This window comes from Nitrosopumilus sp. S4, assembly GCF_054515835.1.
Genome location: NZ_CM137258.1, coordinates 1,080,105 through 1,104,085, shown reverse-complemented (window position 1 = coordinate 1,104,085; position 23,981 = coordinate 1,080,105). Strand labels below are relative to the sequence as shown.

At 34.5% G+C, this 23,981-nt stretch carries 30 protein-coding genes; 16 read left to right on the top strand and 14 right to left on the bottom strand.

Annotated elements, in window-relative coordinates:
* The first annotated feature begins 100 nt into the window (after positions 1–100).
* Together ACX119_RS06460 and ACX119_RS06455 are read left to right on the top strand one after the other, a co-directional pair.
* Positions 101–337, top strand: coding sequence for a sulfurtransferase TusA family protein (locus ACX119_RS06460; RefSeq protein ID WP_459350477.1), 237 nt, complete (start codon positions 101–103; stop codon positions 335–337).
* Between the two features lie 8 nt (positions 338–345).
* Entirely contained in the window at positions 346–1,338 is a 993-nt protein-coding gene (locus ACX119_RS06455; RefSeq protein ID WP_459350476.1) for a cysteine synthase family protein, read from the top strand.
* Here the strand turns inward: ACX119_RS06455 and ACX119_RS06450 are convergent.
* From ACX119_RS06450 to ACX119_RS06435, 4 genes are read right to left on the bottom strand one after another with little or no spacing between them, the layout of a single operon-like run.
* Entirely contained in the window at positions 1,335–1,865 is a 531-nt protein-coding gene (locus tag ACX119_RS06450; protein ID WP_459350475.1) for a hypothetical protein, read from the bottom strand. The genes ACX119_RS06455 and ACX119_RS06450 overlap by 4 nt on opposite strands.
* The gene (locus ACX119_RS06445) at positions 1,844–2,059 is read right to left on the bottom strand and encodes a hypothetical protein (protein ID WP_459350474.1); all 216 of its coding nucleotides are present in this window, start codon (positions 2,057–2,059) and stop codon (positions 1,844–1,846) included. The genes ACX119_RS06450 and ACX119_RS06445 overlap by 22 nt, the downstream gene beginning before the upstream one ends.
* A complete protein-coding gene (trxB, locus tag ACX119_RS06440) occupies positions 2,056–3,060 on the bottom strand; it encodes a thioredoxin-disulfide reductase (RefSeq protein ID WP_459350473.1) in 1,005 nt (334 codons plus the stop codon). Before trxB ends, ACX119_RS06445 begins: the two co-directional genes overlap by 4 nt.
* Positions 3,061–3,107: 47 nt before the next feature.
* Positions 3,108–3,545, bottom strand: coding sequence for a CBS domain-containing protein (locus tag ACX119_RS06435; protein ID WP_459350472.1), 438 nt, complete (start codon positions 3,543–3,545; stop codon positions 3,108–3,110).
* Positions 3,546–3,655: 110 nt separating this feature from the next.
* Here ACX119_RS06435 and ACX119_RS06430 point away from each other — a divergent pair, with 110 nt between their 5' ends.
* On the top strand, positions 3,656–4,087 hold the full coding sequence (locus tag ACX119_RS06430; protein WP_459350471.1) for a universal stress protein: 432 nt from the start codon (positions 3,656–3,658) through the stop codon (positions 4,085–4,087).
* On the top strand, positions 4,084–4,521 hold the full coding sequence (locus tag ACX119_RS06425) for a universal stress protein (RefSeq protein ID WP_459350470.1): 438 nt from the start codon (positions 4,084–4,086) through the stop codon (positions 4,519–4,521). The genes ACX119_RS06430 and ACX119_RS06425 overlap by 4 nt, the downstream gene beginning before the upstream one ends.
* 2 nt (positions 4,522–4,523) lie before the next feature.
* Here the strand turns inward: ACX119_RS06425 and ACX119_RS06420 are convergent, their stop codons facing one another.
* The gene (locus ACX119_RS06420; RefSeq protein WP_459350469.1) at positions 4,524–5,378 is read right to left on the bottom strand and encodes a CBS domain-containing protein; all 855 of its coding nucleotides are present in this window, start codon (positions 5,376–5,378) and stop codon (positions 4,524–4,526) included.
* A gap of 111 nt (positions 5,379–5,489) precedes the next feature.
* Between ACX119_RS06420 and ACX119_RS06415 the strand changes: the two genes are divergently transcribed.
* The 3 genes from ACX119_RS06415 to ACX119_RS06405 are packed head-to-tail and all read left to right on the top strand — an operon-like array spanning position 5,490 to position 7,193.
* The gene (locus ACX119_RS06415) at positions 5,490–5,834 is read left to right on the top strand and encodes an HPF/RaiA family ribosome-associated protein (protein WP_459350468.1); all 345 of its coding nucleotides are present in this window, start codon (positions 5,490–5,492) and stop codon (positions 5,832–5,834) included.
* Positions 5,835–5,836: 2 nt separating this feature from the next.
* A complete protein-coding gene (locus tag ACX119_RS06410) occupies positions 5,837–6,268 on the top strand; it encodes a universal stress protein (protein ID WP_459350467.1) in 432 nt (143 codons plus the stop codon).
* Positions 6,269–6,284: 16 nt separating this feature from the next.
* On the top strand, positions 6,285–7,193 hold the full coding sequence (locus tag ACX119_RS06405) for a malate dehydrogenase (RefSeq protein ID WP_459350466.1): 909 nt from the start codon (positions 6,285–6,287) through the stop codon (positions 7,191–7,193).
* Here the strand turns inward: ACX119_RS06405 and ACX119_RS06400 are convergent.
* The gene (locus ACX119_RS06400) at positions 7,190–7,957 is read right to left on the bottom strand and encodes a DUF6775 family putative metallopeptidase (protein ID WP_459350465.1); all 768 of its coding nucleotides are present in this window, start codon (positions 7,955–7,957) and stop codon (positions 7,190–7,192) included. The two genes, ACX119_RS06405 and ACX119_RS06400, sit on opposite strands and share 4 nt — an antisense overlap.
* Positions 7,958–7,979: 22 nt before the next feature.
* Positions 7,980–8,798: a sulfide-dependent adenosine diphosphate thiazole synthase gene (locus ACX119_RS06395; RefSeq protein ID WP_459350464.1), complete on the bottom strand. Its 819-nt coding sequence runs from the start codon at positions 8,796–8,798 to the stop codon at positions 7,980–7,982.
* A 191-nt stretch (positions 8,799–8,989) separates the two neighbouring features.
* On the opposite strand from ACX119_RS06395, the gene ACX119_RS06390 reads away from it, so the two are divergent.
* Positions 8,990–10,792, top strand: coding sequence for a nitrite/sulfite reductase (locus ACX119_RS06390; RefSeq protein WP_459350463.1), 1,803 nt, complete (start codon positions 8,990–8,992; stop codon positions 10,790–10,792).
* Positions 10,789–11,586, top strand: a complete 798-nt coding sequence (locus tag ACX119_RS06385; protein ID WP_459350462.1) for a sulfurtransferase — start codon at positions 10,789–10,791, stop codon at positions 11,584–11,586. The genes ACX119_RS06390 and ACX119_RS06385 overlap by 4 nt, the downstream gene beginning before the upstream one ends.
* Here the strand turns inward: ACX119_RS06385 and ACX119_RS06380 are convergent, their stop codons facing one another.
* Entirely contained in the window at positions 11,587–12,708 is a 1,122-nt protein-coding gene (locus ACX119_RS06380) for a tetratricopeptide repeat protein (protein ID WP_459350461.1), read from the bottom strand.
* A gap of 126 nt (positions 12,709–12,834) precedes the next feature.
* On the opposite strand from ACX119_RS06380, the gene ACX119_RS06375 reads away from it, so the two are divergent.
* Positions 12,835–14,469, top strand: a complete 1,635-nt coding sequence (locus ACX119_RS06375) for a collagen-like domain-containing protein (RefSeq protein WP_459350460.1) — start codon at positions 12,835–12,837, stop codon at positions 14,467–14,469.
* Between the two features lie 108 nt (positions 14,470–14,577).
* On the opposite strand, the gene ACX119_RS06370 is transcribed toward ACX119_RS06375, so the two are convergent.
* The 3 genes from ACX119_RS06370 to ACX119_RS06360 all read right to left on the bottom strand — a co-directional run bounded on the left by ACX119_RS06370 (position 14,578) and on the right by ACX119_RS06360 (position 16,276).
* The gene (locus tag ACX119_RS06370) at positions 14,578–14,862 is read right to left on the bottom strand and encodes a hypothetical protein (RefSeq protein ID WP_459350459.1); all 285 of its coding nucleotides are present in this window, start codon (positions 14,860–14,862) and stop codon (positions 14,578–14,580) included.
* A gap of 116 nt (positions 14,863–14,978) precedes the next feature.
* Positions 14,979–15,155: a hypothetical protein gene (locus ACX119_RS06365; protein WP_459350458.1), complete on the bottom strand. Its 177-nt coding sequence runs from the start codon at positions 15,153–15,155 to the stop codon at positions 14,979–14,981.
* A gap of 11 nt (positions 15,156–15,166) precedes the next feature.
* On the bottom strand, positions 15,167–16,276 hold the full coding sequence (locus tag ACX119_RS06360; RefSeq protein WP_459350457.1) for an OBG GTPase family GTP-binding protein: 1,110 nt from the start codon (positions 16,274–16,276) through the stop codon (positions 15,167–15,169).
* 135 nt (positions 16,277–16,411) lie between these two features.
* Between ACX119_RS06360 and ACX119_RS06355 the strand changes: the two genes are divergently transcribed.
* Genes ACX119_RS06355 through ACX119_RS06340 form a run of 4 tightly spaced genes read left to right on the top strand, consistent with a single transcriptional unit; the run spans position 16,412 to position 20,729 of the window.
* Positions 16,412–16,993, top strand: a complete 582-nt coding sequence (locus ACX119_RS06355) for a hypothetical protein (RefSeq protein ID WP_459350456.1) — start codon at positions 16,412–16,414, stop codon at positions 16,991–16,993.
* A 25-nt stretch (positions 16,994–17,018) separates the two neighbouring features.
* Complete coding sequence (locus tag ACX119_RS06350) at positions 17,019–18,104, top strand: hypothetical protein (RefSeq protein ID WP_459350455.1); 1,086 nt, start codon at positions 17,019–17,021, stop codon at positions 18,102–18,104.
* 44 nt (positions 18,105–18,148) lie between these two features.
* Positions 18,149–18,844, top strand: coding sequence for a phosphoglycolate phosphatase (locus ACX119_RS06345; protein WP_459350454.1), 696 nt, complete (start codon positions 18,149–18,151; stop codon positions 18,842–18,844).
* A gap of 1 nt (position 18,845) precedes the next feature.
* On the top strand, positions 18,846–20,729 hold the full coding sequence (locus ACX119_RS06340) for an arginine--tRNA ligase (RefSeq protein ID WP_459350453.1): 1,884 nt from the start codon (positions 18,846–18,848) through the stop codon (positions 20,727–20,729).
* A gap of 38 nt (positions 20,730–20,767) precedes the next feature.
* Here the strand turns inward: ACX119_RS06340 and ACX119_RS06335 are convergent, their stop codons facing one another.
* Positions 20,768–21,181, bottom strand: coding sequence for a hypothetical protein (locus ACX119_RS06335; protein WP_459350452.1), 414 nt, complete (start codon positions 21,179–21,181; stop codon positions 20,768–20,770).
* A gap of 114 nt (positions 21,182–21,295) precedes the next feature.
* Between ACX119_RS06335 and ACX119_RS06330 the strand changes: the two genes are divergently transcribed.
* The gene (locus ACX119_RS06330; protein ID WP_459350451.1) at positions 21,296–21,430 is read left to right on the top strand and encodes a hypothetical protein; all 135 of its coding nucleotides are present in this window, start codon (positions 21,296–21,298) and stop codon (positions 21,428–21,430) included.
* Positions 21,431–22,225: 795 nt separating this feature from the next.
* Here the strand turns inward: ACX119_RS06330 and ACX119_RS06325 are convergent.
* Together ACX119_RS06325 and ACX119_RS06320 are read right to left on the bottom strand one after the other, a co-directional pair.
* A complete protein-coding gene (locus ACX119_RS06325) occupies positions 22,226–22,777 on the bottom strand; it encodes a hypothetical protein (RefSeq protein WP_459350450.1) in 552 nt (183 codons plus the stop codon).
* Between the two features lie 78 nt (positions 22,778–22,855).
* The gene (locus tag ACX119_RS06320) at positions 22,856–23,401 is read right to left on the bottom strand and encodes a hypothetical protein (RefSeq protein WP_459350449.1); all 546 of its coding nucleotides are present in this window, start codon (positions 23,399–23,401) and stop codon (positions 22,856–22,858) included.
* A gap of 95 nt (positions 23,402–23,496) precedes the next feature.
* On the opposite strand from ACX119_RS06320, the gene ACX119_RS06315 reads away from it, so the two are divergent.
* Entirely contained in the window at positions 23,497–23,901 is a 405-nt protein-coding gene (locus ACX119_RS06315; protein WP_459350448.1) for a hypothetical protein, read from the top strand.
* Positions 23,902–23,981: the final 80 nt, after the last annotated feature.

The following is a 23,981-nucleotide window of genomic DNA, read 5'->3' as shown; positions in this document are numbered from 1 at the left end:
TTTGCCTATAGGAAGTAGGATAAGCTAATTTGTTCTAGAAATTCTTTCACAAGTAAAATAGCTTTTAATATGACAAAACGGCCTTCTTGAATTAGATATCATGTCTGAATCAGCTGAAAAAAAATTAGATGCAACAGGATTGTTTTGTCCTGAGCCTGTGTTTAGAACAAAAATTGAAATTGAACGAATGCAAGTTGGTGAAACACTTACTGTGTCTGCAGATGATCCAGCTGCTGAAGATGATATTTCAAGATGGGTTACAAGAAATGGTCATGAGTTACTTGATATGTCAAAAAGTGGTAAAGTGATCACATTCAAAATTAAAAAGGTGAGATAGTCTACATTATGACTACTGTTACTGATACTGATGTTTTAAATCGCGTTGGAAATACTCCTTTGGTAAAATTAGATTCTTTATCACACAATTCTACTGACTACTTTGCAAAATTGGAAGGACACAATCCATTTGGTTCTGTTAAAGATAGAGCCGCATATTGGATGATTAAAGATGGTGAAGAAAGAGGAATTTTAACCAAAGGTAAAAGCATCATAATTGAACCAACATCTGGAAACACAGGAATTGCATTAACTGGAATTGCCAATGTACTAGGATACAAAGTTGAGATAGTAATCCCTGAAAAAGCAAGTAATGAAACTAAAGATATCATTAGAAATCTTGGTGCAAAAGTTTTTGAAACAAGTGATGACTTATGTCCCAAAGTTGGTGCAGGAACTGATCAGAGCATAGCATTGGCTACATCAATTGCATCATCAAGACCTGACACATATTATTCTCCAAACCAGTATGCAAATGAGGCAAACTTCAAAGGCCATTATGTTGGAACTGGTCCTGAGATATGGAAGCAAACAGAAGGTAAAGTAACTCACTTTTTTACTGGGGTTGGTACTGGAGGAACCATAACTGGAATTGGGACTTTTCTAAAAGAAAAAAATCCAAATATCAAAATAATTGGATGTCAACCACAACAAAACCACCTCATTCAAGGTTGGAGGAATTTTGAAGAATCTGCAAAACCAGATCTATTTCTAAAAAGAGAATCTGTTGTTGATGATTGGATCTCTGTAGATAATTCCGAAGCATTTTCAGTTGTTAAGGAAGTTTTTGATAAAGACAGATTATTGATTAGTCCTTCTTCTGCAGCAGTATATGCATGCATGAAAAAGTATCCAATAGATGGGGATGCATGTGTGGTGGGAATTTTTGCCGATGATGGAAGGAAATTCAAAAGTGTCTATGCTACACAAAATATCATGTCTGAAGACGAATTTGAAAATGCTCTAAAAGAAGCAAAATACATGTCTGAGTTGGCCTATTAATTCTCAATTAATTTTTTAAGATTTTTTTCATAAAATTCTCTAAAAAATGTATTCATGTCCATTTCATGATGAAGACATTTGTTACTCCGTTCTTGGATTTGATTTCTCATTTCTTTGCTCCATTGACTCTGTTGTTTGTCTTTGGAATTTATCACAGATGGGGTTTCCTTGACTTTTTCCATTATTTCTATTAATGATAATCCCAATTGTCGAAATTTACTTGTACGTAACAAGAAAACCTGTGATTCTTCTTTATTTACTAAATTCATTAGAGCATATACTTGATTATAGTACTCCATTCCTTTTTCATTATATTTTTTAAAATCTTGAATTCTTTTCTCCCAGTATTCTTTGGATGTTTTCTCTTCTACCCTGTAACTGAATTGAATTTCCCCTAGTTCCATTCCCAATTTGGCAAGTTTTTCACTATATTTTCTAGCCTCTTTTTTTAACTCATTAGGATCTTGGCTCACAATTTCTAATTTCTTATCTAACAATAAAGAGTTTAGATTTGTGATTTCTCCCAAAAATCTAATGATTTTTCTCCAAGTTCATTAATGCATTTCTCACATAGTGAATCCCATTCATCTATTCCAATATTTTTAAAATAATCTAATGACCACTTGTAAGTAGGATTTTTTCTGTATTGGAATTGTTGGATTGTATAGATTTCTTTTTCTTTAAAATTTCTCAGACATTTTTTGCATTGTGCATTATTCATTCTTTCTTGTCTGAACTTTCAGTAAGATACTTGTCTAGATCAATTGCTGCCATACATCCATACCCTGCTGCAGTAATTGCCTGTCTGTAATTTCTATCATGAACGTCTCCTGCTGCAAAAACACCTTCTACATTTGTATGGGTTTTATTTTTTAGAACAATGTATCCTTCATCATCTAAGTCAATTTGACTTTTGAATAATTTTGTGTTTGGTTCATGACCAATGGCTACAAACAATCCTCCTACATCAAGAGTTGATTCTTCATTGGTTTTTAGATTCTTTAAAACTGCCTTTTGCATTTTTTGATCTCCTTTGATATCTACTACTGCTGAATCCCAGTGAAATTTTATTTTTTCATTATTGAATGCTCTTTCTTGCATCACTTTACTTGCTCTTAATTCATTTCTTCTATGGACTAGATGAACTGTGGTTGCAAACTTTGTAAGAAATGTTGCTTCTTCAATTGCAGAATCTCCTCCGCCAACTACAACTAACTCTTGATTTCTAAAAAATGGACCATCACATGTGGCACAATAAGAAACTCCTTTTCCTGCAAATGTTTTCTCACCTTCTAAACCAATTTTTCGAGGATTTGCACCAGTTGCAATAATTATTGCACGCCCTTCATACTCTTCTGAAGCTGTTAACACTTTGAATGGCTTGTGTCTAAAATCAACATCTACTGCCTCATCATCAACAATTGTTGTTCCCATTCTTTGGCATTGCTTTCGCATCTCAATCATTAAATCTGGACCCATAATCCCTTGCTCAAATCCGGGATAATTTTCAACTTCAGTTGTGTTTACTAATTGACCTCCTGGTAGTATTCCTGATAAAATCAAAGTGTCATATCCTGCTCTTGAACAATAAATTCCTGCAGTGTACCCTGCCGGTCCTGCACCAATAATCACAACATCGAATTTTGTTTTCTTTTTATCTGGCATTTTTGGGTTATCATCATTAGTTTCAAGAACTGTTGCTCCACTGTCTGCTGCCATCATGATGATAAATCTTTTAAACTCAATAATTTAAGTGAATATCTTTTTAATCACTTGTCTTTCATTCTCAAAAGTATCTGATCACAGACTCTTCGCATTTGTGAATCTGATCCTAGACTAGAAATTCTTACAATATCTGTTGTAGTAATTATTCCTATTATTTCTCCATCCTCTAATACTGGAAGCTTATGAATAGTTTTTTCTTTCATCATTTCAGATGCTTCCCAAATAGTTTCTTCTTGTTCAATTGTTATTAATGGAGATGACATTACCTCGGAAATTTCAGTAAATAATGGCCTTCCTTCAGCAGCCACTTTAGTTACAAAATCTCTTTCTGTAACAATTCCTACTGGTTTTGAGTCCTCAGTGACAATTACACATCCTACATTGGACTTGTGCATCTTTTCTGCTGCTTCTTGAATTGATGTTGATTTGTCTACAGTAATTACATTTTTACTCATAACTTGATTAACAAACGTGCTATCCATGAATACTGTCTGGAATTCAATTATTTGAGATAAATTCTAAATTATCACTGGTGAAAATCAATTAAGATAATCATTGTATACTTTAAAGTCAAAAACTGATTAATCAACACATGGCAATTAAAACTAAAAAAATTCTGGTCCCTCTAGATGGTTCAAAAAATTGTCTAAGGGGATTGGATATGGCTATTCATATTGCAAGGCAATCTCAAGGTGTAATTGTAGGATTATCAGTAAAATCAATGCCTGGGATCTATGCTCTTCATCCGCTTGGTTTTCTTGATTTTAACTCCATGAAGGAAATCAAAAAAATAATCGAGCAGGCAAAAGTGAAGGCTGCAAAAAAAGGAATTAAACTTACAGGAAAAGTAGTAGCTGGAGATCCTGGATATGATATCGCTAGATTTGCAAATAATTCTAAGAACGGGATAGATATGATAGTTATTGGCGCTAGAGGGCGAGGAGCTGCAAAAGAGTTTTTCCTGGGGAGTGTATCAAACTATGTTATACACAAATCTAAAAAACCAGTATTGGTTGTAAAATGAATAATTCCTCAAAAAATTCTTTTAAAAAAATATTAGTTCCTCTTGATGGCTCAAAATATTCTATAAAGGCATTAGAGCATGCATGTAATATTGTAAATTCCTTTGATTGCAAACTAGTTTTGATTTATGTTGTAGAAAAGTCATTACCCATTAATTTGCTGGATAGAAAAGAATACCTTGAAATTCTAAGAAAATTTGGAAAAAAAACACTTGATCATGCAAATGAAATTGTATTGAAAAAAGGAATATCTGCTAAATCTGTCTTAAAAGAAGGAAATATCTCAAATGAAATTGACAAAGTTGCAAAAAATGAAAAATGTGATTTGATTGTAGTTGGAAATAAAGGATTGGGCTCTGTAAGTAGATTCTTCTTAGGAAGTGTTTCAAATAAACTTGCACAATCATCATCAGTTTCTGTTCTGATTGTAAAGTAATTTTATTCAGCTAATGATCTTACAATGTCTGATTTTGTGATTATTCCTACAAGTTTTGAATTTTTCACAACTGGCAACCCACTGATATTATTTTTGAGCATTAATGTTACTGCCTTTCTTACATCATCGTCTGTCTCTACGGTAATTGGATTAGATGACATAATGTCTGTGGCATGAAATGGAAACAGGTAACTCATTTGATTAGCATGAGATTCTTCTAATCCTTTTTTGAATTTGTAATTTTGTACTTCTTTAGGATCTGCTGAATCTGCTATCCATTGAGGAATTTTTGCAGGCACAAAATCTCTAAAAGTTATGATTCCGACAGGTTTTTGATTTCTTTTGATAATTACCCTTGATATTCCATATTTTAGCAGTAAATTCTCAACTAATAGGACTGGATCACTGGGTTCTGCTGTGATTAATTTTGTTTGCATTAATTTTGAGACTTTGTTTGTCTGAACCTTTTTTGTAATGAAAATTCTCACAAGGTCTGTCTCAGTTACGATGCCTTCAAGTGTTTTATCCTTGTTCAAAATTATTACAAGGCTAATCCTATGTTTTTTCATCATTTTTGCGCATTCTTGTACCGTATTGTCTCTAGATAGTGAGTACAGTCTTTTTTGAACAAAGTTTTTTGCTTTTACAGATTTAATGGGGGCTGTTCCTAATTCATAAATTTTTTTTGCAATGTCTTTTTCTGTAATGACTCCAATTGGTATCTTTTTTTCTACAATGACTACCCGTTTGACTTTATTTTTTAACAAAATCTCACGTGTTTTTAAAAGTGATGTATTGGGACCGACTGTAATTGGGAATGTGATCAATTCTGATATTTTTGAATCCTTAAAATCCACAAAAATTCTATATTATTGTCTGATAAATATATCCTTAGTAATCTCATTGTTGAAAATCATGTTTGGTAATTGTTGTGTTGCTTTTTAATTCAAATTTTTTATAATTACATTATGGTTGAGAAAATCCCTTTGTATGTTATTGGTTTGAAAAATGATGAGCCTTATGGTGAATATTTGATGTCAAAAATCGGTTCAGTATTAGAAAAAGCCCAAAAAAAAATTCCAAATATCATAGAGGCTAAAGTCTCAGCAGAGTCGCAAAATACAGAAGGAACAAGAACCAATTATGATGTAACTGTTAACATTAACACCTCAAAACATCATCTGATTTTTACAGAGTCTGGATGGGATATTTTTAAAATCACTGATGAATTATGTCGAAAAATTGAACGTGAACTTTTTCAAGATGATAATAAACGTCAAAGAGATAGCATTCGTAAAAAAGGGGAGTTCTAAAATTGTTTCAAAATATTCTGGTGCCTTTTAATTTATCAACTCAATCCACACGTGCTTTCAAAGTAGCCTTGGATGTTGCAAAAAAATATGGTTCTAAAGTTACTACTCTAACTTGTCTTGAGGGTGATTCTTGGCATCACAAATATTATGATTCTCGAGCAGATGCTGAACTTATAAAAAAACAATCCCAGGCTACCAAAAAACACATTGAGCAACTAGAATCTCTTGCTAGTAAATACAACATTTCAATGAAATCCCACATTATAAAATCTGAATCAGTTGTAAATGATATTATTATTTTTGCAAAATCTAGAAAGCATGACCTTATAGTGATAGGCTCTCATGGAAGAACAGGTTTTGATAAAGTGCTGTTGGGAAGTGTTGCAAACGGTGTTTCTCAAAAATCTAAATGTCCTGTTCTTATTGTAAAATAAGTAAAATGTGGTCTTCTTGATTTCAATTGTGGGTAGCGGTCAGGTTGGATCATCTATTGCATTTTTGTGCATGTCAAATGAAATTGATGATGTGTTGCTGATTAATAGAACCGAAGAAAAAGCAATTGGTGAGGCATTAGATATATCAAATTCAATCCCTTCCAGTTCAAAATTCTCTATTCGTGGTACTTGTGATTATTCAAAATTGATAGGTTCTGATATTGTAGTTGTTACCGCTAGTGTTGACATCTATCAAAAAGATAGAACAGAAAACATTAGATCTCAGGTAAGTATGATCAAAGAAATTGCAAAAAATGTTAAAGAGTTTTGCCCTTCTGCAATTGTTCTTATTGTTTCCAATCCCTTGGATGTTTTAACATATTATTTTCAAGTCGAATCTGGTTTTTCCCGATTCCGTGTTATTGGTATTGCATCAAGTCTTGATTCAAGTCGGTTTAGATATTTAATTTCAGAAAAATTCTCCATTCCTCAATCCTTAATTAGCAATGCCTTGGTTCTTGGTGAACATGGTGATACAATGGTGCCCATTTTTTCTAGAGCTAAAGTTGATGGCTGTAATTTGCTAGAGCAAATAGATGACTCTGAAAGATCAATTATTGCTGATAATGTGAGAAATTATTGGAAACTATTGAGAAATTACAAGTGTAGATCTCAATTTGGAATAGCCAAAAACACCTATGATGTCCTATCTGCAATAACTCGAAAAAATGAATTAGAAATCCCTGCATCCGTCGTCTTAGAAGGAGAGTATGGGGTAAATAATGTTGCAATGGGAATTCCAGTAAAAATTAATCATACCGGAGTTGTTGAAATCGAAAAGATTTCACTTGATGATTCTGAATCTGACCTGCTAACACTTTCTGCTAAAAAAATTCAGAGTGATATTGAATCAGTTAAAATCTAGTTTTGAAATTTTTTAAGAATATCTTGATGTTTTGCACAAAGCTGTTTGTTCTCTATCTGTGAGTGCAGAAGGTCTTTTTGCCAATGCGCATTAAATAGCCTACAGTCATTTTGATTACAAAATGCTTCTCCAGTTTCATGATAGAAAATTGCTTGCAATAAATATCCCTCTACAATTTCCGATAAGCGTAAATCATGATATTCCAAAAATTCTCCTGCGTACTTTTTCTTTATTTCATCAACTTTATCTTTTGAAAAATTAGTCATTAATTCTAAATAGTATTTTTTTGGTTTTGCCGGAGCTTCAATTATTCCTGTAGTTGAAATTATGGATGGATTTGATCCGATTAATGCTCTTGCATGATATCTAAAATCACTCTCATCGAAGGTACATGTTAGTTTGTTTGTTAAAATAATGTGCAAAGTATTAAAATTGATTTCTTCTATGGGGATTTGTTCTAAAACAATTTTTTGTAATTCGTATCCGTCATACAATGTCATCTCTTCTAAATTTGACATATCTTTATTTTGAATTTCAACAAGTATGTCCTTTCTCTCTGGAGTGTGTGGTAGAAATGGTTTTTTTAAATCAAAAATTCTTGTACCTGCTATTTTTTCATATGTCTTTTCATTCAAACCATCAAAGAAATTTTTTCTAATTTCAATGGTTATGGGAAAAGTCTCTTTGAGGAATTTTTTGAGTGATTCTAGTTTGATTTCTGGAACTGTAGGCTCTTCATATAATATGATTTTTGAAATTTGCACAGTAAAATTATGATATTATTGCTTATCTTTCTAACTCTTTGATTTTAGCTGCTGCAATTTCAGCTGCTCTTTTTCCAGAGTACAACATTGAACCAAATGTTGGTCCCATTCTTGCAAGTCCATGTGTTTCTGTAACTGACATTCCTGCTGCAATTAATCCTGGGTAGATTTCTCCAGTTTTGTGAACTACGTGCTCTTCGCCATCATTTACAAACATTGGCTCCATTCCTTTCCATTTTGCCAATCCTCTATCTACTAGTCTTTTAACTGCAACAGAATCGTGACCTGAAGCATCAATGATAATTTTTGCTTCAAATGCAACTGGATCAACACATGTAATGTTTCGTGGTAATGCTGAAACTGGCATCCAATTAACAACAATTCCTGCTACTCTGTTATTTTTTAAAACCAAATCATCAAATTTTGTAAGTTGTAAAAATTTTACTCCTGCATCACATGCTGCTGCAATTAATTTTGAAACTGCATGTGGTCCTGGTGTCAAGTACAATCCTTCTGCTACTTTTTTGTAAGGAACTCCCAACTCATCCCAAATTTTTTGAGCTGGCTCTCTTACAGTAACTGGATTCATCATATATCCGCCTAACCAATAACCTCCACCGAGGTAGTTGTTTTGCTCAATAACTAAAACTTTGTAACCCATGTTTGAAAGCTCTCTGCTGGCTGTCAAACCTGCTGGTCCAGCACCGATAATTATAACATCTGATTCTGCCCTATCAATTAAGACATCGTGAAACTCGTTTGCAATTGCTCTTGTGATTTCTACTTCGCGTACATCGGTAAATATTTTAGATGATTGTTCGGCAACTGTTGCTTCTTGCATGCCGATAATGTTTTTCTGAATAATTAATACTTTCCCACAAATTTTTTAAAAAATTAGCTGATGCTAATTATTTGATGATATTCCTTACTAATATGTAGGAAAATTTAGTTCATTCCTGAAATTATTTCTCCTAAAACATCCCAATATCATAAATTTATAACCAAACAAAACCAAATTACAACGTATCAACAGTGTCTGAATTAAAACAATCCTCTCCTGAATCTGTAAAACCTAAAATTAATTGGGCAAGAATAGAAGAGGCCGATAATTTTGCCAAAACAGTAAAACTCTTCCGTCAAGGCTGGTATGATGCAGACAGTTTTAGACGTTTTAGACTCCAAAATGGAGCATATGGAACCAGAATGACTGGTGACTATGCTATGGTTAGAATTAAACTCCCAGCTGGAGAAATTTATCCTCAACAACTCGAAAAAATATCTCAACTAAGTGAGCAATACTCTATTGGCAGTGCTCATTTCTCAACAAGAGAAAACATCCAACTTCATTGGGTAATTCTTGAAGATGTTTCAGAAATTATGCGCGGTCTTGCTGATGTTGGATTGACATCACGTGAAGCATGTGGCAATTCTGTTCGAAATGTAATGTGCAGTCCTTTATCTGGCGTTTGTTCTGATGAAGAATTTGATGCAACACCATATGCATTAGCTACTGCAAAATTCTTTTTGAGAAATCCAATGGCTCAAAATCTTCCAAGAAAATTCAAATTCAATTTTACATGTTGTGAAAAACATGGAATGGTAAGGATGGTTGATGTTGGATTAATCCCTCAAACAAGAGAACTTGATGGTTCTACTCAAAGAGGATTCAAAGTATTTCTTGGCGGTGGATTGGGAAACAGATCTTTTGTTGGTCATCAATTAGAAGAATTTACTCCAGAGGAAGACTTGCTCTATACTTCTATTGCAGTAATGAGAATATTTGATAGATTAGGTGATAGAAAGAATCTTGCACGAAACAGAATGCGTTATCTTGTAAATGATATGGGCTGGGAAAAATTCCAAAACCTAGTTCTTAAAGAGCGAGCAATTGTCCGTGCAACACAATCTATTGTTACACAACTAGATCTTGATACAACCCAAGATGAAATTAAACGACCAATCAGGATCACTGATGAGAGTGGAAGTTCATTGCCTGATGGATATGCACGATGGCTCAAAACAACTACTGTAAAACAAAAACAATCAGACTATCGTACAGTCTTTATCACTTTAGAAGCTGGCGATATAACCTCAAATCAATTACATGTGTTAGCAGATATCGTCAAGAACTTTTCCTCAGAAGGTAAAGCACGCGCAGGATTTGTCCAAAATCTAGCATTACGTTATGTTCATGAAGATGATTTGCCAAGTTTGTACTCTAAACTCCTAGAGGTAGGATTGGCAAAGTCAGGCTCATTGACAATGACTGCACCAATTGGATGCTCTGGAACCACATCTTGTAATCTTGCATTGACAAACTCTCATAGATTAGCCAAAGAAATTCAACGAAAATTCCTTGAACTAAAACTAGATGAAGATGAGGATTTGACAGATTCTTCTATTAAGATTAGTGGTTGCCCCAATTCCTGTGGACAACATGGTATTGCAACTATAGGATTCTTTGGAGGTGGAGCTCGTGTTGGTAAAGACATGTATCCGAATTACCAAATGTCTTTGGGTGGACGTTCTGATGGTGATACAATGTTGGGACTAACCTGCTTGAGAGTTCCTGCAAAAAGAGTAATTCCTGTAATTCTAAAAATAATAGAAATCTTCAAACAAAACAAAAAACCTGATGATACCCTAAAGTCATGGATTCATCGTGTTGTAAACAACAGTGAGGATTCAGAAATTAAATCAATTAATGATATCAAAAAAGTTTTGGAAACTATGGTAGTTCCTCCAACAAAAGAAGAAGATCCAGATTTCTATCTTGATTATGGCAGCGATACTAGTTATCATACCAAAACTGGTAAGGGTGAATGTGCTGCTTGACAAAGTCTGGTAAAATAACAACTGATGTGGAGACTCTACGATCAGAAGTTCGAGACAAAAGTGTCAGAGTAATTGATGTTAGACGAGAAGATGATTACAAGCAAGATCACATTCCGACTGCAGTTAACTTGCCATTGGCAACTTTGTTATCTGATGATAGTCCCGAAAGAGTTTTGAAACTTGTAAATTCAATGGGAATTGATAATGAAACTCCTGTTGTAGTTTATGATGATACATTTGGTGCTCTTGCATCTAGGGTTGCTTGGACACTAGAATACATTGGACACTCAGATGTGACTTTACTTGAAACAACTTATGGTAACTGGAAATCACTAGGTCTAGAATCTGATTCTCAAATTCCTGAAATTCAAAATAAGGAACACTCTCTTAATTTGCAACCTGAAATATTGGCAACCTCTGATTATTTGGAGAGTGCAAAATCAAGAGATGATGTAATCTTGATTGACAATAGAGAGAGATTGAACTATCTTGAGCAGCATATTCCTGGAGCAATTAGTTTGCCCTATAGAACTCTGGCATCAAATGATAAAATTTTACGCTCCAAAGAGGATATGAAACGTCTCCTTGATAATAGGGGAGTCACTGGAAACTCTGAAATCATTACCTACTGTGGAAGTGTGGGTACTCTTTCTGGCTTGGCATACTATGCACTAAAATCAGCTGATTTACCAAATACAAAATTATACGTACGCTCCTTTAAGGAGTGGAAAAACCTCAACAAGCCTACTGAAAAACAACCTGATGCAAACTATTGGGATTTATCTGCAGAATAATTAAGAAATCTCGTTTCTAAGTTTCTTTGTAATTGTTACTTCGACATTATCAAACAATACCAACATCTTATCTTTATTTTCAATAAGATAATCTTGGCCTCTGTCTTTTAGTCTAATCTTCCATAATCTTATTTCTCTATGCTCATCAAAGAAGTTCTCAATCATTTGTTCTCCTGATTTGCTAGGATCAATGAATTCATCAAAAATTTCAATTGTTTTATCTACATCTTCTTCTTCAATTGCTTCTCTAACAGATTGAATGGCTTGACTCAATTCTTTCAAGTTCTTTACTGGTTTTGGTAATCTCTTCTTTGTAATTCCAAACAATCCCTTCTTTTCTGTTCCCATTTTTTCTGCAATGTTTGGTGCAAGATCATAAATTGGAATTTTACTTAAACCATCACGCTTTTCATTTTGAATAATCAATCCTTTCTCTAGTAATTTTCTTAATGCGGTTTCTGCATCTGCTTTATCAAGAAATGTTGTCCATACAATTGCACCTAAAGTATGGTATCCTTGTCTTATTGATTCTAAAACAACCACTTCTTGAATTCTCTTGAATCCTTCTTCGATTCGAACATTTGCAAAGTCTTTGTCTCTGATTGACTTTCTTGCATTTTTTACATCAATCTCTATAGAACGTCTAAGTGCCTCAAGTGATTCTGGAACTTGATTAAGCAAAGAAAGAAAACATGCTTTGTTATACCATGCCATTCCATAAGTTGGATCTGACTCTATTGCTTTTTCTACTGAATCTAATGCTTTTGAATAATTTTTTTGTTCATAATGGACTAATCCTTTAAGATTCCAAGCTTCTGGATTTGTAACGTCTATGTCTAAAATTCTATCATAAATTTTTAGAGCCTCTCCATGATCATCAATATGGAATCTGGCATATCCTAATTTCATCAAAGTCTCAACATTATTTGGATCAATTCTTAATGCTTGCTCAAAGACAATAATTGCATCTTCTAATTTTTCATCTGCCATCAAATTGATGCCTTTTTTAAATAATTTTTTACGATTATAATCAGAATCAACAATACTTGTCTCTTCAAACTCCTCATCTTTTGGGGCTGATTCTTTTGGTTCCTTTGATTTTCTACTGAAAGGCTTCTTCACTAGCTCAAAATGCAATTTTATCTAGATAAATACTATCCCCAACGAGCCTACTGGTTCCCTTGCGTGAATTACTGATAGTATTGTGCGATCTAAATACAGAAATACTTGGAATATACACAAACGTTTGTGTCATCTCAGTCACGATTAGAAATTCAAGGACAGGCACCATTCAAACAATCAGGTGTTTATGAAGTTCAAATTGCAATTACTGATAGTAAACCATCTGATGAATCTGTTAGAACTAAACAATTTCAATCATTATGGCGAGGAAACTTCCATCTTAGAGTAAAAGATGGAGTTTTTACTGAAACAATTGGTTCTCCTGAAAATCCACTTCCATCATCAATTGAATCATTAGATAAAATTTGGATTGTCGTAACTGATCTTTTCTCTTCATTACATTCTGTTTTTGATGTTTCATTGGGAAGACCAAAAAGAACTACAAAACCTGAATCTGATACTGAAACAGATTCTGAAACTATTTCTGAAACACCAACAAAGCGTTCAACTAGATCTCGTTCTAGTTCTGATGATTATCAAGGTTCATCTGGATTACAAGGAAACAAAGGTCCTGATGGTCCACGTGGTCCTCCTGGTGATAAGGGTCCTATGGGTCCACCAGGTCCACAAGGTCCACCCGGAGGTAAAGGTCCTGATGGTCCACCAGGACCAACTGGTGACAAAGGACCAACTGGTGACAAAGGACCAACTGGTGACAAAGGACTTTCAGGAGAAAGAGGGCTTACTGGAGAAAAAGGAATTACTGGTGATAAAGGTGACAAAGGTGACAAAGGACCACAAGGTCCACCTGGCGATAAAGGTGACAAAGGTTCTACTGGCCCAATTGGAGATAAGGGACCTACTGGATTAAAAGGTCCAATAGGTCCACCCGGAGAAAAAGGTCCAACAGGAAGTTCTGGTGACAAAGGTTCTACTGGACTTAGAGGTCCACCCGGAGAAAAAGGTGACAAAGGTGCACAAGGACCAACTGGCGATAAAGGATTAACCGGACCAACAGGTCCACCCGGAGAAAAAGGTCCAACAGGTCTTAGTGGTGTACAAGGTGAAAAAGGAATTCAGGGTCCACCAGGTCCCGTTGGAGAAAAAGGTCCAATAGGTCCACCCGGAGAAAAAGGTCCAATAGGTCCACCAGGTCCACATGGTGATAAAGGATTAACAGGACCAACAGGTCCATTAGGTGACAAAGGTCCAATAGGTCCACCAGGTCCCGTTGGAGAAAAAGGAAGTAAAGGTCCTGAAGGTCCCGTTGGAGAAAAAGGTCCACAAGGTCCACAAGGTCCAGCTGGGTCTAAGGGATTAACCGGAGTTCCAGGTCCACAAGGTGAAAAAGGAGAAAAAGGTCCAACTGGTCCAATTGGAGAAAAAGGTCAGACTGGTTCCACAGGTCCACCCGGTGACAAAGGTCCACAAGGTCCACAAGGTCCACAAGGTGAACGCGGTACAACTGGTCCTGCAGGAGAAAAAGGTCCACAAGGTCCACAAGGAATTCAAGGTCCACAAGGAGAAAGAGGACCAACTGGTCCAATTGGTTCTGTTGGTGAACAAGGTCCACCAGGAGGACAAGGTCCCGTAGGTCCACCAGGTCCTAGAGGTCCACCCGGTCCACCAGGAGAAAAAGGTCCATCTGGAGGAATGTCTTCAGAACAAAAAGCAATCTTCAAAGATTTGTTAGAGATCTTAACAAACAAAAATATCATAACAACTGAAGAACAAATTAAATTGATGAGTTATCTCTACTAGTTTTTAATTTAAAATTTTTAAAAATAATTTTTAGTTTTCACTGATTGTATATTTGAAAAAGAGAAAACATTCGCCGTCTAGATGACGATTGTTAATTTGTTGACGATCTTATCGTCTTTTCTTTGCTGCCTTTCTCTTAGGAGCTGCTTTCTTTGCTGCAGTTTTTCTCTTAGGAGCGGCTTTGCGTTTTGCTGCCTTTCTCTTAGGAGCTGCTTTCTTTGCTGCAGTTTTTCTCTTAGGAGCGGCTTTGCGTTTTGCTGCCTTTCTCTTAGGAGCTGCTTTCTTTGCTGCAGTTTTTCTCTTAGGAGCGGCTTTGCGTTTTGCTGCCTTTCTCTTAGGAGCTGCTTTCTTTGCTGATTTTCGTTTAGTTGCAGCTTTTCTTTTTGTAGCCATTACTCCAACGACATTTTCATAGTTTTTCAGTGGTTAGGCTAAAGAAAATTACACAAATTGATAACAATTAGTGAAGTAAAATATTTTGTAAAATATTTTTTCTGATCGATTATTTTTTAATAAACACTTTCTGCAGATGGTCTTTTCCCTTGCAACCAACTTGATTTGCCACAAATAGTACATCTGTATTTTCGTCTACGCTTGTATGTTGCCATATTTGGCAGAAAAACTAATTCTTGTTTTGTTTTTGTGATGCAAAACTTGCACCATCTCTGTTCTGTTTCATGTTCCATGATTTTCTTTACTAGACACCACGTCTCTTTATTATTGTCAAAACATCCTCATCAAGCAAAACATGATTCAATCCTACTCTCTGACCGCCAAACTTTACACTTTTGCCCCAGACTAGACCATATCGAAACTCTCTTTTCATTCTACGATGTAATTTGTTACAAATATCCTCAACAGTATCTCCTTCCCTTGCAATTAATGGTTCTTTGAAATCTGTCTCTCCTCCTTTTGGTCTCATGTAGATTCTGATGAACTTTAATTTCTCATAGATCTTTTCTTTTAGTAATTCAATATTGATATCAGAGTTTGCAGAGACCTCTACTACATCTGATTTTATTTTTTTCTTTAACTCTGTTAGGAATTTCTCATCGACTAAATCGATTTTATTTAAAACTGTAAGTGCTTTTGAATAACTGATATTTCCTGCAATGTGATCTGCAAGTTGCTCTGATGTAATGTCTTCTCTAATCACAACTCTGGCACTGACCAATCCATACAGATGCAAAATATCCTTGAGGTGTTTTTCAGTAATTTTTGTTAATTTTACTTGTTGTGCAACTGCAATTCCTCCCATTGAGGCTTTTTCTATTGTAATGTTTGGTGGTAATTGGTTTAGCCTAATGCCAATGTTTCCCAATTCATTTACTAGAACATCTTCATGATATGGCTGAAATACATCTAAAATTAAAAGAACCAAATCTGCAGTTCTTGCAACTGACAAAATCCTTTTTCCTAAACCCTTTCCTGTGGATGCGCCTTTGATAATTCCTGGCAAATCTAGGACTTGAATTTTGGCTCCTCTGTATTCCATCATCCCCGGAACTACGGTTAATGTGGTAAATTGAAAAGCACCAACTGTGGAATTTGCCCCTGTCATTTTGTTTAGAAGGGTAGATTTTCCTACACTTGGCAATCCAATAAAAACAACAGTTGCATCTCCGCTCCTTCTGACATCAAACCCATCTTGTTTTGCACCTGATTTTTTAGCAATCTCTGATTCTTGTTCTCTTTTTAATTTTGCAATCTTTGCTTTGAGTAACCCTATGTGATGCTCAGTAGCTTTGTTGATTTGCGTTTTTGCCATTTCATCTTGAATGGCCTTGATTTTTTCTGGAATTCCCACTAGACTTCAACTCTTGATGTATTTCTTTCAAATAAAATCGTACTATTTCTCTTTATTTTGTTGTTTGATATGGGTGGAAATATTGAGCACATGATCATCTTATCGTTTTTTAACAGTATCTTGTAGATAATTCATGTGAAAAAATTATTTATTTTGCCAGTTATTGGATTTTTTCTAGTTGTTTATTTTTTGATGACTATTGTTGTGTTGCCTGAAATTTTTCTATCAAATGAAATGCTAGTTCCTCAACCTTACTTTGAGGTAAAATTATCTGATTCTCAAATTAGTTTAGGTGATTCGTTTCGTTTAGAGATTGAATCTGAAAATAGGGGCCAATATGGCGATATCCATATTGTTTCAGTTGCATTTCCTGATCTAACAGAAATTGGTGATGTTGTGGATATTGTACGATATGATTTCACTCAATCTCCTGATTACATTGTAGTTGGTGAAGAAATTGGTGCAAACTATAGTGGAGGATTAGAATCTGTTACTGCAAAATACCCTTCAATTGAGGCAAAGAGTAGACCTATTCATTCTGGCGATCTGTATTTTATTGACATTGAAGTTACTCCAGAACAATCTGGCGTTTTTAGAATTTATGTAAAATCTGTAGACATTCCACACGCCAGTGATCTGTCTCATTATCCAGAGTCTGGATTACTAGATCATCAAAATGAATATGTTCAAGTGTATGAGGTAAATGTTAATCCTTGATATTCTGTGAGTGATAATTGAAATCATGACTATTTCCCAATCTGAACAATCAAAGAAATTCGTTAAAGTACAATCTGAAAAAATTTTTTTGATTGGGAGTATTCTGACCAGTTTTGGAATTTTACTTGTTACTGTTGGTGGTAGTTGGGATATAACTAATCATTTACTCAGCAAACCTGAGACATTTTTCTCACCTCCTCACGCACTCATGTATTGTGGTGTGGCCATTTCTCTAATTGGTACTGTCGTGTCATTTATTGGATGGAAAAACTTGCAAAAATTCTCTGATTCTTATTTTCTTCCATTAAAGATCAAACTAATTGGAATTTTGTTATTGGTAGGGGCTGGCCCTTTTGATTTTATTTGGCATTCTAATTTTGGATTGGATGGATTGCTTAGTCCTCCGCACCTTACTTTGATCATGGGTATGTTTCTTTGTAGCATTGGTGGAATGATTGGAATTGCACGCCATTTGAAAATCAATAATTACAAAAACTCTTTGCCATCATTTCTAATTCTACTTGGAGTGATTCCTGTATGGCTTTCTTGTTCTGGAATTATCTCTTCTCTTTCTTTGCCTTTCTCCAACACTGATTACTTTCAACTAAATCCTGAACCTCACTTTGCATTTGTTGTGGCAACTCTGGCATATCCGATGTTAATCTCAATGTCGATGTTTCTAGTATATCGATTATCAAATGAGAAATTTGGAATGATGAGTATTCTTGGAGGGTTGTTTTTGCTAATTTACAGCACTACTGCAATAGTTCCTAATTTTGCAATATTTGATTCAGTTCAATTCTACTCTCTTAACCTAATTCCGTTTGTAATCTCTGATGTTGTCTTATTATTTTACAAATCAAGAAAATCGATGATTTTTGTAGGGGGCTTGCTTGGCTCTGTTTTTTACATGGTTTACTATCCTTATGTAATGTATACTTTCAATGAAGTCCTACTTGGCAGACTGGTATCTCCAAGTTTGATCTATTTTGTTTATTTTGAATTAATTGGTGATGTGATGATGATTGCTATCATTCCCTCAGTAATTATGGGTGTTTTGGCTGTTTTTCTATCCAAGAGATTCTCTAGAGTAATATTGATGAATAATTGATTTTTTTTCGTAGCAAATATTATCCTGAATAAAAAGCAAAAATCATGAAAAAGAAAACTTTTGCAGTCGATATTGATGGAACAATAACTGAAAATGGCGGCGGAAGAATTCACCTTGAGGCTTTGGAGGCTTTGAGGAGACTAACTAACATGGGACACAATGTAATATTTGTCACAGGTCGTTCTTCTGTTGAAGGCTTTTTACTTTCTGTATTTGGCGGAACTACAAAAATTGCAGTTGGTGAAAATGGCGGGTGCATTACACTTGATACAAATGATCATATTTTGTTAGGTGATATCAAGGAATGTCAAAATGCTCTCAAAATTATTCAAAACAATATTTCTGATGTAAAAGAAAAACCCGTTTTTCCTAGAATGACTGAGGTTGTATTGCAGAGGACCTTTGATTTGGATCTTGCAAGAAAAGTTCTTAGTGAAAACAATATCGATGTTGAACTTTCAGATAGTCAATACGCTTACCATATCAACTCATCAGGAATTGACAAAGGAAGAGGGTTTTCTGAAATTATGAAAAAACTTTCTATTTTACGAGATGATGTTATTGCAATAGGTGATAGTGCCACAGATGTTCCATTGTTTAAGATGGCAAAAACTAGCATTGCATTGGGTAATGCATCTGATCAAGTAAAATCTGAGGCTACAATGGTCACTGGTGCAAAAGCAGGCGATGGAGTTATTGAAGCACTAGATAAATTAGCACCCAAATTCTCTGAGATGTAAGATGACATTCAAATCTATAATTGATGAAATTGAAAATAACATCAAGAAGATTCTCTTAGAACTTGATATTTCTGATGTCCAATTTACAGTAGAGCCTGCAAAACCTGGATTTGGTGATGTAAGCTCAAATGTGTCATTTCTCTTATCAAAACAACTCAAAAAAAGCCCTAGAGACATTGCTCAAATGCTATTTGAAAAATACCAAAAATGCACCTCCACTCTTGTCTTAAAATCTGAAGCTCACCCATCTGGATATCTTAATTTTTCAGCTGATTGGGATAATCTAAGCCAACTGATTCTATCTGAATCAAACCTGCCTGAATTTGGTGATGTTGATATTGGAAAAAATTCCACAATCGTTGTAGAGCACACTAGTGTTAATCCTAACAAAGCACTTCACATAGGACACATTAGAAATATCATAATTGGAGATATTTTGTCTCGAATTTTAGAAAAGGCAAACTACAAAGTAAATATCTTAAACTACATTGATGACTCTGGTTTGCAAGTAGCCGACATTATTGTCGGGTTTAATCATTTTGGATTTTCACAAGAGCCACCCAATGGTAAGAAATTTGATCATTATTGCGGTGATGATGTTTATGTCAAGACCACCGAAAAATATGAACAAGATCCTTCCCTTGAAGAGATTCGAAAAAATGTTCTAAAGGAGCTTGAAGATGGAACCTCTGATACTGCAAAATTTGCTGACAAAATTACGCGAAGAGTTTTGGCAGGACAACTTGAGACTTGCTGGAACCTGTCAGTATTTTATGATTGTTTGAATTTTGAATCTCAAATAATTCGCTCTGGATTGTGGAGTAAAATCTTTGAGAAACTCAAAGAGATGAATCTTATTGAATTTGAAAAAGAAGGAAAAAATGCTGGTTGTTGGGTAATACGTGGTGAGGGCAAAGAAGAAGATAAGGTAATAGTTCGAAGTAATGGCACTGCCACATACATTGCAAAAGATATTCCATATGCTGCATGGAAATTGGGACTCTTAGATGATCCGTTCAACTATGAAAAATATGACAAAGATCAACCATCAAGGGAATTGTGGCAAACTACACTAAATCATGATAATCCTGTCTCTAAGAATTACACTGGTGAGAAGGTAGTAACTGTAATTGATTCACGTCAGGAGAGATTACAAAAAATCATCACTAATCTAATGGGCAAATTCAAATCTGTTTCTGATGCATATGTTCATCTTGGGTATGAATCAGTCACGCTAAGTTCTGAGACTGCCAAAATCCTTGGATTGGATACTGAGGGAAAACAGACACAAATGTCTGGCAGAAAAGGGCTCTATGTTAATGCTGATTCAGTTTATGATATTTTGAAGCAAAAAACAATCGATGAGACAAAAAAGAGACATCCTGAAATGGATGATTCAGAAATTTCAGAGATTGCTCACAATGTCTCAGTTGGTACACTTCGTTATGAGATGATAAAACAAGACCTTGATAAAATCATCACATTTGATTTGACAAAATCTCTTAGTTTGGAAGGTGATACTGCACCATACATCCAGTACACTCATGCAAGGGCATCTCGAATAATTGAAAGGTCAGGACGTATTCCTTCAATTGATGTTGATTTTTCATTACTAAAAGATCCATCTGAAATTGAGCTAATCAAGACCATTGGACTTTTTGATATTCAAGTCAGAGATGCCGCAAATAACTTCTCCCCCAAAGTCATCGCAAGATATTGTCATGATCTAGCAGTTTCATTCAATTCCTTTTATGAGAAAGTCAAAGTATTGGAATTGGGCGATGAACACCTTGAGAACTCTAGACTTTGCCTTGTTTCCTCATTTAAGATTACTATTGAAAAAGTATTGGGTCTGTTGGGAATTGTTGCGCCAAATAGAATGTAATATTTTGAAAATAAAATAAAAAGAAAATATCAGTCACACTATAATTTCTGTGTGAATGATGTTGTCCATAATTGGACGATATTTTTATTCAATTCAGCAAATGCATCGATGTTAGTACTTAATGCTTTGATGTTTTGTACGCTAGTATCAATTGCTGTTTTTGCTAATTGATTGTTGACAGTGCTTGCTTGAACAATTTGCTTGTTAATGTCTACCATTGCAGTTCTTGCAGCTTCTGGGATATCTGATGTGATACCTGCTTTCTTTGCAAATTCTTGCTGCACAGAGACTGAAGCATTGATTGTTTTCTCAACTGTCTTCATACATTCATCTTGCAATTGTGTAACTTCTTGGAAATACTGTGGAGTAATTTTTGAAATGTTCTCAAAGTATTTTTGCACATTTTGCTTGTACATTGAATATACATTGTTTGTTTGAGTTTGTGAGCTCATGTCCTCATAAAGCCCTCCCACTATATATAGTATTGGTAATGATTACCAATTAAAACCTATGAGTGACAATATATGACATAAGTATAAATGCCTGTTCAAAATTGCAAACTCAGAATGAATCTCGAAAAATCAGCACATTGGAAGACTGAAAAATCTCAAAAGAAACTAGAGAAAATTGGTGTTACCGTTGGGCTTGCCTTGTTTGCTGCAAGCTGCTGTTCGTACTTTATCATTGATGTATTTGGCTAATAATAGGGAAAACCCGAAAATAACATCCATTTTAGAGAGAAATAGTTAGCCGAATATCTGCCAAAGCCTATATCCGACCAACATATGTTGGCGTGCAAACCAATTATTGATGTAAAATAGTATAACTCCAATAAACCTTGCTTTTGATGAGTGAGAAATATCTGTCTAATACACCGGTATATATCACAGAGAAACAATATAGAGTATGTTAAAACAAATTATTGAAAAACTGAAATTTGGTACTTGTAAAACCAAAAACACTAGTAAAGAAACTTCACCTGCAGAATCTGAGAAAAAGAAATCAGAGGATATAGAAAAATAAATGACCTATCATTGTAAACACTGCAATTATACTTGGGATTCCTCTCAAGGAGATATACAAAAATTACTTCTCCATGAAAAAACTCATCAAACGAAGGCATCTGGCTAAATGTTAACTTGTAACAAATGCTACAATGGGCATCATGATCAATGTATGGGAAAAGCCGGAATGTATGATTGCGGCTGTACATGTTTTAAAAAATGAAATACCAGTGCACAAAATGTGACTTTCATTGGATTGGAACAGCATATACTTTTGATGAGGTACGTAAACATGAAGCAACACATAAGAAAAAGAAAGTGGCAAAAAGGACTTCTCAAAAATAATTGATTGGAATGGATTTATTTTATGATTAAGACAAAATGTGATAGATGTGGGTCTCTTTTAGGGACTGAAAGTAGGAAAACTAAACAGCGATTTTGTGGTAACTGTAAAAAGAAATTCCAATTGTATAGAGACAAATGAATTTTTGATTAAATCTCAATTTTAATTCTTAGCTTATTTTCAATACTTTCGATTACTTTTGAAATTACTAAAGGTCCATAGGAGAAGAATCCTCTGTATTGACCATCTCCAAGATCTTCGGCAACCAAACCAAACGGTCCATCAGGGCCACGAGTTACTACAATCCACATATCTGAGATGTTTGTTCCATCACAACTAACTACCTCTGTTCCTTCTGGAGGTTGTGGTGCCAACGATGGGTTGTTGAAATTAGCAATTACCCATGATTTTGGAACTTTACATAAAATTTCAGTGTAACGTTCTTGAACATACTTGTACCTCTCAGCAGTCTCAAATGTTGCCAACAAAGGAGCATTGTATTTTACAGCATAATTTTCTAGCAAAATACTAAGGCGATAAAGCTCTTTTCTTCCCGTTTTAAAATTAACATATCCTGCATTGATGTATTCAGTTAATTTCCATAAAATATTATGATCAGTAATGTCTGTGATTTTTGTTTCTCTTAACGCTGGAAATTGATTCCATATGTCGTCTATGAAACTGTCGTATTGCTGATTCATAAAATAATGCGATCTTTTTGATATATAAGATAGTGATAAAAATATAGTCTAGTGGTAATTTTTTTGTTTATTTGAAAATTATTGTATTGAAAATTTTGTACCTAGTGTTTTACCCATAATTTGTAATGCATATCTGCAAACATTTGGATTTAATGTGAAAAATCCTCTGAATTTTCCATCTTCATATTCTTCGGCAATTAGACCAAATGGCCCATATGGGCCCCTGGTAATTACACTCCAAATATTGCTAATTTCTGAACCTTTACAATTAATCACATTAATTTTTTCAGGAGTATCTATCTTAGTTTTATCATAATCTGCAACAACCCATATTTTTGGAATCTGCTCAATTAATTTCTGATATCTTCTTTCTACAAATTTGTATCTGGCAATTTTTTCAAAAGTTGCAAGCAGTGGCTGACCATTTTCTTGAGCATGTTTTTCAATTAATTTACTAATATGGTAAAGTTGTTTTCTTTCTGCATGGAAATTATGATATCCTGCCTCGATGAATTTATCCATACTCCACATTTGGAGTTTTGAAGGATCATCATCATGCCATTCTGCAAGCTGTGGAAATTCTTCCCAAACTTTACCAACAAAACCTGCATATGGAATAACCATAAGTAATTAAAATTCAAAATCAGATATAAGTTAATCTTTACTACCACTACTGTTTTTTACAAATTGTTTTTATTGAGTCAAGTAATAGTAAATCTATGGGACGATATGAAAAAGTTCTCAACATGCTCATGGATTATGATGAGTCTATAAGACTAGCAGCAATTAGCAATACCTCTGGAGAAATCTTGTGGCATTCTAAAAGAAATGATGCAAAGCTTCAAGTCCCATTATCTGAAACAAAGAAAGCCCTTAAACGCGAATCAGAAGATTGGATTGATAGATGTAAAGTTGCAGATAGATCTGCATTAGGACATGCTCTTTATCATATAACTTCCTTTGAAAAAACTAAACGAGTTACACTTCCAATTGATGCATTTCATCTTTTGTTTATGAGTATTGATAACACTCCTATGAAAAATACAAAAAAGAAAAGCTATGGAAAACTAGTCGAAATGGGAAAAATTTTATCCATTGTTGATTTTGTTAATACTTTTGAATAGAAATTCTCATTTTTACAATTGGCATTTGATTTAATTTTGGACACTAGAATAATTATTTGGAATATTTATTAACACAAATT

Bases quoted from the DNA above. Each gene is read 5' to 3' on its own strand.
- ACX119_RS06460 (WP_459350477.1), top strand. From the start codon at position 101: ATGTCTGAATCAGCTGAAAAAAAATTAGATGCAACAGGATTGTTTTGT.
- ACX119_RS06455 (WP_459350476.1), top strand. From the start codon at position 346: ATGACTACTGTTACTGATACTGATGTTTTAAATCGCGTTGGAAATACT.
- ACX119_RS06445 (WP_459350474.1), bottom strand. From the start codon at position 2,059: ATGAATAATGCACAATGCAAAAAATGTCTGAGAAATTTTAAAGAAAAA.
- trxB (WP_459350473.1), bottom strand. From the start codon at position 3,060: ATGATGGCAGCAGACAGTGGAGCAACAGTTCTTGAAACTAATGATGAT.
- ACX119_RS06435 (WP_459350472.1), bottom strand. From the start codon at position 3,545: ATGGATAGCACGTTTGTTAATCAAGTTATGAGTAAAAATGTAATTACT.
- ACX119_RS06430 (WP_459350471.1), top strand. From the start codon at position 3,656: ATGGCAATTAAAACTAAAAAAATTCTGGTCCCTCTAGATGGTTCAAAA.
- ACX119_RS06425 (WP_459350470.1), top strand. From the start codon at position 4,084: ATGAATAATTCCTCAAAAAATTCTTTTAAAAAAATATTAGTTCCTCTT.
- ACX119_RS06415 (WP_459350468.1), top strand. From the start codon at position 5,490: ATGGTTGAGAAAATCCCTTTGTATGTTATTGGTTTGAAAAATGATGAG.
- ACX119_RS06395 (WP_459350464.1), bottom strand. From the start codon at position 8,798: ATGCAAGAAGCAACAGTTGCCGAACAATCATCTAAAATATTTACCGAT.
- ACX119_RS06370 (WP_459350459.1), bottom strand. From the start codon at position 14,862: ATGGCTACAAAAAGAAAAGCTGCAACTAAACGAAAATCAGCAAAGAAA.
- ACX119_RS06365 (WP_459350458.1), bottom strand. From the start codon at position 15,155: ATGGAACATGAAACAGAACAGAGATGGTGCAAGTTTTGCATCACAAAA.
- ACX119_RS06350 (WP_459350455.1), top strand. From the start codon at position 17,019: ATGACTATTTCCCAATCTGAACAATCAAAGAAATTCGTTAAAGTACAA.
- ACX119_RS06345 (WP_459350454.1), top strand. From the start codon at position 18,149: ATGAAAAAGAAAACTTTTGCAGTCGATATTGATGGAACAATAACTGAA.
- ACX119_RS06340 (WP_459350453.1), top strand. From the start codon at position 18,846: ATGACATTCAAATCTATAATTGATGAAATTGAAAATAACATCAAGAAG.
- ACX119_RS06335 (WP_459350452.1), bottom strand. From the start codon at position 21,181: ATGAGCTCACAAACTCAAACAAACAATGTATATTCAATGTACAAGCAA.
- ACX119_RS06330 (WP_459350451.1), top strand. From the start codon at position 21,296: ATGAATCTCGAAAAATCAGCACATTGGAAGACTGAAAAATCTCAAAAG.
- ACX119_RS06325 (WP_459350450.1), bottom strand. From the start codon at position 22,777: ATGAATCAGCAATACGACAGTTTCATAGACGACATATGGAATCAATTT.
- ACX119_RS06320 (WP_459350449.1), bottom strand. From the start codon at position 23,401: ATGGTTATTCCATATGCAGGTTTTGTTGGTAAAGTTTGGGAAGAATTT.
- ACX119_RS06315 (WP_459350448.1), top strand. From the start codon at position 23,497: ATGGGACGATATGAAAAAGTTCTCAACATGCTCATGGATTATGATGAG.